This is a genomic window from Micromonospora echinofusca, from assembly GCF_017614955.1.
Taxonomy (GTDB): Bacteria; Actinomycetota; Actinomycetes; order Mycobacteriales; family Micromonosporaceae; genus Micromonospora; species Micromonospora echinofusca_A.
In genome coordinates, this window is the sequence record NZ_WVUH01000226.1 from 1 (window position 1) to 12,136 (window position 12,136).

Genomic DNA, 12,136 nt, shown 5'->3' on the forward strand with positions numbered 1-12,136 from the left:
GACCCACCCCGCCCCACTCCGTTACGCCTCGCCTCGTTGTTCATGGAGTTACGGTGGGGGTTGTCACTCGATTCACGGCTTTTGTGGGGCACCACAACTCCATGATCCACGTGCAGGTGGGCGGGTCGGTAGGTGGTGCGGCATCATGGGAGAGTGCGACGCGGACGGGGGCGTCCGTAGACGCCGGATCCACCGCGCGGGACTGTAGTCCCAGATAGTGGAAGTGTGATCAATCCGTACTGGCCTTGCCCTGCGGACCCTAACGTAGACTCAATAGACCCATCAGGGCCGACGTCGTCCCGACCTTTGTTCCGACCTGAGTGACGACAGGAGGCCCGGTGGCCTTTCCGTACCCTCTCCAGCCGCAGTCCACCCCGCCGCTCGCCGGTGCGGGGGTGCCCGCCTCGGGTCTCTACGACCCCGCGCAGGAGCACGACGCCTGTGGGGTGGCCTTCGTCGCTGACCTGCACGGACGGCGCTCGTACGACGTGGTCGCCAAGGGCCTGGCGGCGCTCTGCCGGCTCGACCACCGTGGGGCGCGGGGCGCGGAACACAACACCGGCGACGGTGCGGGCATCATGATCCAGGTACCGGACGCGTTCCTGCGTGCGGTGGTGGACTTCCCGTTGCCCCCGGCCGGCCACTACGCCACCGGCCTGGTCTTCCTCCCCGACGACGATGGTGCCGAGGCCCGCGCCCGGACCGTGCTGGAGAAGTACGCCCTGGTCGAGGGGGCGGACGTGCTCGGCTGGCGGGACGTCCCGGTGGACCCGGCCGACCTGGGGGAGACCGCCGAGGCGGCCCGTCCCCGGATCCGGCAGCTCTTCCTCGCCGCGCACCGCCTCACCGACTCGCCCGCCGGGCCGGCGGGTTCCCCGCTGACCGGGATCGACCTGGACCGGGTGGCGTTCTGCGTCCGTAAGCAGACCGAGCGGGAGACCGCCGAGCGGGGCGTACCGGCGTACTTCCCGTCGTTGTCGTCGCGGACCATGGTCTTCAAGGGCATGCTCACCCCCGACCAGTTGCCCGCGTTCTTCCCGGACCTGCGCGACGGGCGGGTGGAGAGCGCGGTCGCCCTGGTGCACTCCCGGTTCTCCACCAACACCTTCCCGTCCTGGCCGCTGGCCCACCCGTACCGGTTCATCGCGCACAACGGTGAGATCAACACCATCCGTGGCAACCGGAACTGGATGCAGGCCAGAGAAGCGATGTTGGCCAGCGGCGCTTCCACCAGGGGCAGCGGAGCCGCCCCGCACATCCCCGGCAACCTGAAGCGGGTCTTCCCGGTCTGCACCCCGGCCGCCTCCGACTCGGCCAACTTCGACGAGGTCCTCGAACTGCTGCACCTGGCCGGCCGGAGTCTGCCGCACGCGGTGCTGATGATGATTCCCGAGGCGTGGGAGAACGACCCGGGGATGTCGGCGGAGAAGCGGGCCTTCTACCGCTTCCACGCCAGCCTGATGGAGCCGTGGGACGGCCCGGCGTCGGTGGCCTTCACCGACGGCGAGATCGTCGGGGCGGTGCTGGACCGCAACGGCCTGCGTCCGGGCCGCTGGTGGCAGACCGCCGACGGGCTGGTCGTCCTGGGCAGCGAGGCGGGTGTGCTCGACCTCGACCCGGCCGGCGTGGTCGCCAAGGGCCGGTTGCAGCCGGGCCGGATGTTCCTGGTCGACACCGTCGCCGGTCGGATCGTGCACGACGACGAGATCAAGGCCGAGTTGGCCGCCGCCGAGCCGTACGCCGACTGGCTGCACGCCGGCCTGATCGAGTTGGCGGACCTGCCGGCCCGCGAGCACATCGTCTACACCCACGACTCGGTGCAGCGCCGGCAGCAGACCTTCGGCTACACCGAGGAGGAGCTGAAGATCCTGCTCGCGCCGATGGCACGCACCGGCGTCGAGCCGATCGGCTCGATGGGTACGGACACCCCGATCGCCCCGCTGTCCACCCGGCCCCGGTTGCTCTACGACTACTTCCACCAGCTCTTCGCCCAGGTGACCAACCCGCCGTTGGACGCGATCCGGGAGGAGCTGGTCACCAGCCTGGCGTCCACCATCGGGCCGGAGGGCAACCTGCTCGATCCGGGCCCGGCGAGCTGCCGGCAGATCGTGCTGCCCTACCCGGTGATCGACAACGACGAGCTGGCCAAGATCCTCTCCATCGACGAGGACGGTGACCTGCCCGGCTTCAAAGCGGTCCGGGTCTCCGGCCTGTACCGGGTCCGGGACGGCGCGGCCGGCATCAAGGCCCGGCTGACCGAGATCTGCCGGCACGTCTCCGAGGCGATCGAGGACGGCGTGCGGATCCTGGTCCTCTCCGACCGGGACTCCAACGCCGACCTCGCCCCGATCCCGTCGCTGCTGCTCACCGCCGCCGTCCACCAGCACCTGGTACGCGAGCAGACCCGGACCCGGACGGCGCTGATCGTCGAGTCCGGCGACTGCCGGGAGGTGCACCACGCGGCGGTGCTGATCGGGTACGGCGCGGCGGCGGTCAACCCGTACCTGGCCTTCGAGTCGGTGGAGGACCTGATCGCCACGGGGACGCTGACCGGGGTGGAGCCGGCCGTCGCCGTCCGCAACTACGTCAAGGCGCTCGGCAAGGGCGTCCTGAAGATCATGTCGAAGATGGGCATCTCGACGGTCTCGTCGTACTGCGGGGCGCAGGTCTTCGAGGCGGTCGGGCTCGACGCCGACCTGGTGCAGCGCTACTTCGCCGGTACCCCGGGCCGGATCACCGGTATCGGGCTGGCCGAGATCCACGCCGAGGTCGCCGCCCGGCACGCCCGGGCCTGGCCGGTTCCGGGTGCCGAGGCGCCCCGCCGGCTGGAGGTGGGCGGCGAATACCAGTGGCGCCGCGAGGGCGAACTGCACCTGTTCAACCCGGAGACGGTCTTCCTGCTCCAGCACGCCACCCGCAGCCGGCAGTACGACGTGTTCCGCCGGTACACCGCCAGGGTCGACGAGCTGGCCGCCGAGGCGGGCTCACTGCGCGGGCTGTTCAGCCTGCGTACCGGGGTCCGCCCCCCGGTACCGCTGGACGAGGTGGAGCCGGCGTCGGAGATCGTCAGGCGGTTCTCCACCGGCGCCATGTCGTACGGCTCGATCTCGGCCGAGGCGCACGAGACCCTCGCGGTCGCGATGAACCGCCTCGGCGGCAAGTCCAACACCGGCGAGGGCGGCGAGGACGTCGAGCGTCTCTACGACCCGGTCCGCCGCTCGGCGGTCAAGCAGATCGCCAGCGGCCGGTTCGGGGTGACCAGCGAGTACCTGGTCAACGCGGACGACCTCCAGATCAAGATGGCCCAGGGCGCCAAGCCCGGTGAGGGTGGCCAGCTGCCCGGCAACAAGGTCTGGCCGTGGATCGCCCGGACCCGGCACGCCACCCCCGGCGTGGGTCTGATCTCCCCGCCGCCGCACCACGACATCTACTCGATCGAGGACCTCGCCCAGCTGGTGCACGACCTGAAGTGCGTGAACCCGGCGGCCCGGGTACACGTCAAGCTGGTCAGCGAGGTCGGCGTGGGTACGGTCGCGGCCGGGGTGGCCAAGCTCAAGGCCGACGTCATCCTGATCTCCGGGCACGACGGCGGGACCGGCGCGTCCCCGCTCAACTCGCTCAAGCACGCCGGTACGCCGTGGGAGCTGGGGCTGGCCGAGGCGCAGCAGACGCTGCTGCTCAACAAGCTCCGCGACCGGGTCACCGTGCAGGTCGACGGGCAGCTCAAGACCGGCCGGGACGTGGTGGTCGCGGCGCTGCTCGGCGCCGAGGAGTACGGCTTCGCCACCGCCCCGCTGATCGTCTCCGGCTGCATCATGATGCGGGTCTGTCACCTGGACACCTGTCCGGTCGGGATCGCCACCCAGAACCCGGTGCTGCGGGAACGCTTCACCGGCCGGCCGGAGTTCGTGGAGAACTTCTTCCTCTTCCTCGCCGAGGAGGTCCGGGAGTACCTGGCCGAGCTGGGGTTCCGCACCCTGGAGGAGGCGATCGGCGCCACCGAGCTGCTCGACTTCACCCCCGCCGTGTCGCACTGGAAGGCCGCCGGCCTCGACCTCGGCCCGGTCCTGGAGCTGCCGGAACTGCCCGAGGGCGCGGCCCGGCGCGGCATCCGGGCCCAGGACCACGGCCTGGAACTGGCGTTGGACAACGAGCTGATCGCGCTGGCCGGCCCGGCCCTGAGCGACGGCACGCCGGTCCGGGCCGAGGTGGCGGTGCGCAACGAGCACCGCAGCGTCGGCGCGATGCTCGGCGGCGAGGTGACCCGCCGGTACGCCGGGGCGGGCCTGCCCGCCGACACGATCGAGTTCGTGCTGCGCGGCACCGCCGGCCAGTCGTTCGGCGCGTTCCTGCCGCGCGGGGTGACCCTGCGGCTGCACGGTGACGCGAACGACTACGTCGGCAAGGGGCTCTCCGGCGGGCGGATCATCGTCCGGCCGGACGCCGCCGCGCCGTTCGTCAGCCCGGACGCCCCGGCCGGGGCCCGCGCCGAGGACCAGATCGTCGCCGGCAACACCATCCTGTACGGCGCCACCGCCGGTGAGCTGTTCCTGCGGGGCCGGGTCGGCGAGCGGTTCGCGGTCCGCAACTCCGGTGCGGTGACCGTGGTCGAGGGGGTCGGCGACCACGGCTGCGAGTACATGACCGGGGGCACCGTGGTGGTGCTCGGGCCCACCGGGCGCAACTTCGCCGCCGGCATGTCCGGTGGTACGGCCTTCGTGTGGCGGCTGGACACCAGTCGGGTCAACCGGGAACTGGTCGACCTGGCCCCGCCGAACGACGACGAGCGGGCCACCCTGCACAGTCTCGTGCAGCGGCACTTCGCCGAGACCGACTCGGCGGTCGCCGAGGACCTGCTCAAGCGCTGGCCGGAGGCGGTGGAGGAGTTCACCGCCGTGGTACCCCGCGACTACCGGCGGGTGATGGAGATCATGCGGGCCGCCGAAGCCGCCGGCCACGACGTCGACGATGCGGTGATGGGCGCCCTTGCCGCGCCGGCACCGACGGTGCCGGTCCGGCCCCTGCCGCGCCCGTCCCAGGAGGTGGCTCGTGCCTGACCCGAACGGTTTCCTGCGCTACGGCCGGCGGCTGCCCGCCCGGCGCCCGGTGCCGGTCCGCATCAGCGACTGGCGGGAGGTGTACCCGCCGGCCGGTGCGGAGCTGGTCCGCGAGCAGGCCACCCGGTGCATGGACTGCGGCATCCCGTTCTGCCACGACGGGTGTCCGCTGGGCAACCGGATCCCGGACTGGAACGACCTGGTCCGGACCGGCAACTGGGCGGCGGCGATCGACTCGCTGCACGCCACGAACAACTTCCCGGAGTTCACCGGGCGGCTCTGCCCGGCGCCCTGCGAGGCGGCCTGCGTGCTCGGTATCGCCGGTGGCGAACCGGTCACCATCAAGCAGGTCGAGGTCGAGATCATCGACGCGGCCTTCGACCGGGGCCTGGTCACCCCGCAGCCGGTACCGGCGCCGTCCGGCCGGCGGGTCGCGGTGGTCGGTTCGGGTCCGGCCGGGTTGGCCGCCGCCCAGCAGCTGGCCCGGGCCGGGCACGCGGTGACCGTGTACGAGCGGGACGACGAGATCGGTGGCCTGCTGCGGTACGGCATCCCCGACTTCAAGCTGGAGAAGTCGCACATCGACCGGCGACTGGCCCAGCTCGCCGCCGAGGGGGTGCAGTTCCGCACCGGCGTGAACGTCGGGGTGGACGTCACCGCCGAGCAGTTGCGCGCCGGGTACGACGCGGTACTGCTGGCCTGCGGCGCGCTCGCCGGCCGGGACACCCCGGAGACCCCGGGGCGTCAGCTGCGCGGCATCCACCAGGCGATGCCGCACCTGGTCGGGGCGAACCGGGTGGTCAACGGCCGGGCCGAGCACGCCCCGATCGACGCGGCCGGCAAGCACGTCGTGATCATCGGGGGCGGCGACACCGGGGCGGACTGCCTGGGCGTGGCCCACCGGCAGGGCGCCGCCGGCGTCCACCAGCTCGACCTGTACCCGGAGCCGCCGCGCGCCCGGGACGAGGCCCGTGACCCGTGGCCGACCTGGCCGTGGATCCTGCGCAGCTACCCGGCGCACGAGGAGGGCGGCGAGCGGGTCTTCGCCGTCGCGGTGCAGGAGTTCGTCGACGACGGTACCGGTGCGGTCCGCGCGGTCCGGGTCGCCGAGGTGACCGTCACCAAGCGGGACGGGCGCCGGATCCTGACCGTGCTGCCCGGCTCGGAGCGGGAACTGCCGGCCGACCTCGTGCTGCTGGCGATCGGTTTCGAGGGCACCGAGGAACAGCCGCTGCTGACCCAGTTCGGGGTCACCCGCAACGCCCGGGGCGCGGTCGACGCCGGCCCGGACTGGCAGACCGGGGTACCGGGGGTGTTCGTCGCCGGGGACATGCACCGGGGTGCGTCGCTGATCGTCTGGGCGATCGCCGAGGGCCGCTCGGCTGCCGCCGCGATCCACGCCCATCTCGGTGGAGCCGGCGCGCTGCCGGCGCCGGTCAGCTCCTCGGCGCAGCCGCTCGCGGCCCGCTGACCCGGGCGGCGACCCCGGCGGTCGCCGCCCGCGCAACCCCTTCCGGCGCGGGGGCCGACCCTTCGGTGCGTACGCTGTCGAGCTGCTCCGGCTGTGCCAGCAGCTCGACAGCGTCCCACCCACGGTTGAACCCAGCAGGGGTCGGTACCTCGTGCGACGACTTCCCCCGATCCATGTATTTCGATACCATTACCGCCTGGTAACAGGCCCTGGCCACGCGCGCGGCTGGCGGTTCCCCCCACCCCTGCCCCGTGGAGGTCCGTCCACCATGCACCTGCGTCCGTTGGCGCGTGCCCTCGCCGCGTCGGTCGCCACCGTTGCCACCGCGCTGGCCGCCGTCCTCGTCCCCGGCCCGGCCCAGGCCGCCGCCACCATCAACTACGTCGCGCTCGGCGACTCCTACTCCTCCGGGGTCGGCGCCGGCTCCTACGACCTCTCCACCTGCCTGCGCAGCTCCAAGTCGTACGCCTCGCTCTGGGCCGCCGCCAACGCGGTGACCAGCTTCAGCTTCCCGGCCTGCGGCGGCGCGGTCACCGCCGATGTGATCAACGAACAGCTCGGACCGCTGAGCAGCAGCACCACGATGGTCACCATCACCATCGGCGGCAACGACGCCGGCTTCTCCTCCATCCTGGAGAACTGCCGGTTCGGCAGCGAGTCCGACTGCACCAACCGGGTCAACCAGGCCAAGACCTTCGCCACCACCGAACTGCCCGGCCGGCTCGACGCCACCTACGCGGCGATCCGTACCCGCGCCCCGAACGCCCGGCTGATCGTGCTCGGCTACCCCCGTCTGTTCGAGACCGGCTGGTGCGGCGTGCTGGCGATGAGCAGTTCCAAGCGGACCATCCTCAACGAGGCCGCCGACGTGCTCGCCTCGGTGACCGCCGCCCGGGCCGCCGCCGCCGGGGCGACCTTCGTGGACGCCCGCCCGTTCTTCGCCGGGCACGGCGTCTGCGCGTCCAGCCCGTGGATCAAGGACGTCACCGGGCTGATCGAGGCGTACCACCCGAACGCCGACGGGTACCGCTACGGCTACCTGCCGGCACTGAACTCGGTGACCGGCTGACCCACCCTCCGCCCACCGCGACACGGCGGCCGACGGTCCTGCCAGGACTGTCGGCCACCGCCGCGCTTCGGTTAGTGTTCTGTCGACTACGCCGGGCGTGAGTGCAGGGTTGGGGGACGGGTGGGCAGGCTCGCGACGACGTACGGGCAGGCGGTCGCCGCCCACCGGCAGGCCCGCGAGCACCTCGACACGGTCCGCAGGTTGCTGGCCGGCCCGTCCGGACCGGTCGGCCCGGACGCCGCCACCGATCTCGCCGACCGGTTGGCCCGCCTCGGTGACGCCATCGCCGCCCCGCCGCCCGGCGCCCTCGACCTGACCCGGGCCCCGGTACCGGTCCGGCTCGGGGAGGCGACCGGTCCGCACGGCGGATTCCCCGCGGTCGTACCGCTGGCCGGCGGCAACCACCTGGCCGTCGGGTCCGACGCCCGGGATCCCCGGGTGGCGGCGCTGCTGCGGGCGCTGACCCTGCGCCTGCTGGCCATGGCGCCGGCCGGTGCGGTCCGGATACTGGCCCTCGACCACGCCGCGCTCGGCGCGACCTTCCTCCCGCTGCGGCCACTGGTGGACGCCGGGGTACTGGCCCCACCGGCGACCAACGACGACGAGGTGGCCGGGGTGCTCGACGAGGCCGAGCGGCACGCCCGGGCCGCCCAGCAGGCCGCCGGCGGCGAGTTGCTGCTGCTCGTGGCCGCCTCCGCGCCGCAGGGCCGGGACCTGCACCGGCTCGCCGCGCTCACCCACGCCGGGTCCGCCGCCGCGGTCTGTGTCCTGCTCGCCGGCTACCCGGTCGCGCCGACCGGCCCGGTCGCACCGCCGCCGCTGGGCGCCACCACGCGGGTCCGGCTGGACCACTGGTACGCCTTCGTCGGCGACCCGCCCGGCCATCCGTTCAGCGCCGACGGCACCGGCCTGGCCGCCCCGGTGCAGCTCGACGGCGATCCGCCGGAGCGGACCGTCGCCGCGCTCGCCGAACACCTGGCGGCGGCGAGCCGGCGCAGCAGCGCCCTGCACCTGGGCGACCTGCTGCCCGAGCGGCGGTGGGCGGAGTCCTCGGCCAACGGGCTGCGGACCGTGATCGGCCGGGCCGGCCGGGAGCCGGCCGTGCTCGCCTTCGACGACGCCACCCCGCACTGGCTGGTCGGCGGGCGGACCGGCGCCGGTAAGACGGTCTTCCTGCTCGACGTGCTCTACGGACTGGCGACCCGCTACCCGCCGGAGGAGCTGTCGCTCTACCTGCTGGACTTCAAGGAGGGGGTCAGCTTCTCGGAGTTCGTCCCGACCGGCCGGGACCCGTCGTGGATCCCGCACGCGCGGGCGGTCGGTATCGAGTCGGACCGGGAGTACGGCGTGGCCGTGCTGCGTGAGCTGCGTCGGGAGCTGAACCGGCGGGCCGCCGCCCTGAAACGGCACGGCGTCACCAAACTCGCCGACCTGCCCCGGGACACCCCGGTGCCGCGTGTCGTGGCGGTCGTCGACGAGTTCCACGTGCTCTTCGCCGGCAACGACGCGGTGGCCCGGGAAGCCGCCGCGTTGCTGGAGGAACTGGCCCGCAAGGGGCGCTCCTACGGCATCCACCTCGTCCTGGCCAGCCAGAGCATGGCCGGCATCGAGGCGCTCTACGGCAAGGCGGAATCGATCTTCGGGCAGTTCCCGCTGCGGGTGGCGTTGCCCGGTGGGTCGGGCGTGCTCGACCCGCTCAACGACACCGCCGGTGGGCTGCCGGTCGGCTCGGCCATCGTGAACCGGTCCGCCGGTACCGTCGGCGCGAACACGGTCGTCCGGTTCCCCGACGCGCACGCCCACGCCGCCGAGATCGCCCAGCTCCGGCACGAGCTGTGGCAGTCGCGGGCCGCCGCCGCACCCGCGCCGGCCGTCTTCAAGGGGTACGAACTCGCCCACCTCGCCGACGACCCGACCGTACCCGGGTTGCGGCCGGGCGGGCGCCGACCGCTGGCCCTGGTCGGCCGGACCGTCGACGTCGATCTCACCTCGGCCTGCTTCGCCTTGGACGCCACGCCCGGCCGGCACGTCGGGGTGGTCGGTACCTCGGTGGTCGGCGCGCACGTCCTGCACGCGGCGACGGTCAGCGTGGCCCGGCAGCATGCCCCGGCCGACGCCCGGTTCCTGCTCGCCCCGCTGGTCGCCGGGGCCGACGAGATCGCCGACGACTGCGCCGCCGAGCTGACCGCCGCCGGTCACCCGGTGACCCGGCTGGACGCCGCCGGGCTGCGGGAGGCGCTGCGGACCCTGGCCACGCCGCCGGAGACCCCGGCCGGGCGCACCTACCTGGTGGTGTTCGGGATGGACGCGGCCAGCGGGGTGCTCGGCCTGCGGGACGAGACCTTCCGCTCCGGCCTGGACGACCTGCACGGGGTGCTCCGCCAGGGCCCGGCGTACGGCGTCCACCTGCTCGGCTGGTGGCGCGGGCTGCGCCGGCTGACCGAGGATCTCGGCGGTTCGCAGAACCGGGACGACCTGGCCTGCCTGGTGGCGTTGAACGTGCCCGGGCCGGAGCTGGGCCTGCACCTCGGCGTGCCGGACCTGGCCTACACCCCACGGCCCAACCGCGCGTTGCTGGTGGACCGGCACGACCAGCGGACCCGGCTGATCGTGCCGTTCGTCCGGCCCGGTTACGAGTGGGACGAGGAGCGGTAGACGGTGTCCACGTTCGAGGAGTACGCGGCGCTGGCCCGGCACCTGTCCGAGCTGCGCCGGGCGGGGGAGCGGACCGCCGCCGCCGACAGCCAGCGGCGCTCCGCCCTGCAGGGTGCGGTCGACCAGCTCGGGCACCGGCTGGCCGGGCAGGAGGTGCGGCTGCGCCAGCTGGGGCAGGTGATCGGGGAACCGGTGGTGCCCGGGGCCCCTCCCGGGCCGCCCGGTCAGCCGGTGCCGGCCGTACCGGCGGACCGGCCCGCGCCGGCCGGGGGTGCGCCGCAGCCGGCGTACCCGGAACTGCCGCGTGGTGCGGCGACGGTGGCGTTGCCGGCCAGCCCGGCCCCGACGGTGCCGGCGCCCCGGCCGCCGGTCGAGCGGGACCCGGCCGTCGAGCTGGACCGGGCCCGGCAGGCGGCGGACGCCGCCGAGGCCGCGTTGGCCCGGACGGAGTCGTTGGCCCAGCAGCCCCCGCTGCTGCCCGGCCTGTCGCCGTTGGCCCGGGCGCTCGCCGTCTACGCCGGCTGTCTGCTGGCGACCGCACCGCTGATGCTGCTGCTGGATCTCGGCTACCGGTGGGGCGCGATCGACACCTTCACCCAGCTCGCCTGGACCCTCGCCGGTCTGCCCACCGTGGCGTTCTTCGCCGGTTACCTGCTGCTCGGCCGGTACGGTCGGCCACCACTGGTGGTCGGTACCCCACCCCGCTACCGGTACCTCGGTTTCCTGGTCACCTTCATCGGCGCACCGGTGCTGTACTGCGGGTTCATCGAGCTGGCCCTGGGCGGCTGACGGCCGGTGGCGCCGTCAGCCGCCGACGGTGCCACCGCGTCAGCCGGCGAGCAGGGTGTCCAGCTTGCCGAACGAGCTGAGCCAGCCGGCGCGGGCCATGCCCTCCATCTCTGCGGTGTACGGGCCCTGGCGCAGCACCAGGCGGGTCCTGCCGTCCTCGTCGTGGAACTCGACCCGCAGGCTGAACACGGTGCCCTCCGCCACACCGGGTACGCCCTCGGCGGTTTCCGTGCCGACCAGCAACTCGTTCTCGACGACCTCGGTGAAGGTGGCGTTGACCGTCGAGGACATCGCCGGATCGTGGTCGCTGACCATGGTGAAGCGCTGGTGCCCGCCGACCCGGGCGTCGATGTCGACGGTGTCCCGGGGGACCGAGAAGCCGACCGGACCGAACCACTGGGCGAGCTGGTCGGGATCGGTGAACGCCCGGTAGACCAGCTCGCGGGGGGCGTCGAAGACGCGGGTGATGACCAGTTCGGTGGTGGCGGCGGTGTCTGCCATGGTGCTGTCCTCTCTCACTGCTGTTCGTCGTCGGGGGTGCTCTGGGGCTGTTGCAGGCGGCGCAGGTGTGCGTCGAGCCGGTCGAAGCTGGTGTCCCAGAACCGCCGGTAACGCTCCATCCAGGCCGTGGCCTCCCGCAGTGGCTCCGGGTTGAGGCTGCTGGAGCGCCACTGGGCGGTGCGGCTGCGGGTGATCAGCCCGGCCTGCTCCAGCACCTTCAGGTGCCGGGAGATCGCCGGGAGGCTGATGGAGAAGGGCTCCGCCAGCTCCGACACGGTCGCCTCGCCCTCGGCCAGGCGGGCCAGGATCGCCCGGCGGGTCGGGTCGGCCAGGGCCGCGAAGATCATGCTGAGCCGGTCGGTCGCCACCTGCTTAACCACCTCGTTAATTAACCAACGCGTTAAACATAGGGCTTCCGGCGACGCCCGTCAAGCCGCCTCCCGCGATATTGACTAACATCGAATTCTGCGGATTACTGAGTGGGCCGTCAGAAGCCGGCACCAGAACCGCAGAGGAGTCGACGTGTACCGACGCGCCTTCCGCGCCGCCCTACCGGTCGGAATCGCGGCCACCACCCTGGCCACCCTGATCGCC

At 73.1% G+C, this 12,136-nt stretch carries 7 protein-coding genes; 5 read left to right on the forward strand and 2 right to left on the reverse strand.

The window, feature by feature from the left end; translation table 11 throughout:
- Window positions 1-338 precede the first annotated feature (338 nt).
- The 5 genes from gltB to GSF22_RS22630 all read left to right on the forward strand — a co-directional run bounded on the left by gltB (window position 339) and on the right by GSF22_RS22630 (window position 11,041).
- Window positions 339-5,057, forward strand: coding sequence for a glutamate synthase large subunit (gene gltB / locus GSF22_RS22610; RefSeq protein ID WP_208815741.1), 4,719 nt, complete (start codon window positions 339-341; stop codon window positions 5,055-5,057).
- On the forward strand, window positions 5,050-6,528 hold the full coding sequence (locus GSF22_RS22615) for a glutamate synthase subunit beta (protein WP_208815742.1): 1,479 nt from the start codon (window positions 5,050-5,052) through the stop codon (window positions 6,526-6,528). Before gltB ends, GSF22_RS22615 begins: the two co-directional genes overlap by 8 nt.
- A 268-nt stretch (window positions 6,529-6,796) precedes the next feature.
- Complete coding sequence (locus tag GSF22_RS22620) at window positions 6,797-7,597, forward strand: SGNH/GDSL hydrolase family protein (RefSeq protein WP_208815743.1); 801 nt, start codon at window positions 6,797-6,799, stop codon at window positions 7,595-7,597.
- A 120-nt stretch (window positions 7,598-7,717) separates the two neighbouring features.
- Window positions 7,718-10,252: an FtsK/SpoIIIE domain-containing protein gene (locus GSF22_RS22625; protein ID WP_208815744.1), complete on the forward strand. Its 2,535-nt coding sequence runs from the start codon at window positions 7,718-7,720 to the stop codon at window positions 10,250-10,252.
- 3 nt (window positions 10,253-10,255) lie between these two features.
- Window positions 10,256-11,041 carry a hypothetical protein gene (locus tag GSF22_RS22630; protein WP_244368225.1) on the forward strand — a complete coding sequence of 262 codons (786 nt, stop codon included), beginning with the start codon at window positions 10,256-10,258 and terminating at the stop codon, window positions 11,039-11,041.
- Window positions 11,042-11,080: 39 nt separating this feature from the next.
- Here GSF22_RS22630 and GSF22_RS22635 read toward each other — a convergent pair whose 3' ends face one another.
- Window positions 11,081-11,542, reverse strand: coding sequence for an SRPBCC family protein (locus tag GSF22_RS22635; RefSeq protein ID WP_208815745.1), 462 nt, complete (start codon window positions 11,540-11,542; stop codon window positions 11,081-11,083).
- 14 nt (window positions 11,543-11,556) lie between these two features.
- Window positions 11,557-11,910 carry an ArsR/SmtB family transcription factor gene (locus tag GSF22_RS22640; RefSeq protein WP_307804222.1) on the reverse strand — a complete coding sequence of 118 codons (354 nt, stop codon included), beginning with the start codon at window positions 11,908-11,910 and terminating at the stop codon, window positions 11,557-11,559.
- Window positions 11,911-12,136: the final 226 nt, after the last annotated feature.

Excerpts from the sequence above, each read along its gene's own strand:
- GSF22_RS22635 (WP_208815745.1), bottom strand. The coding sequence starts at position 11,542 with ATGGCAGACACCGCCGCCACCACCGAACTGGTCATCACCCGCGTCTTC.
- GSF22_RS22620 (WP_208815743.1), top strand. The coding sequence starts at position 6,797 with ATGCACCTGCGTCCGTTGGCGCGTGCCCTCGCCGCGTCGGTCGCCACC.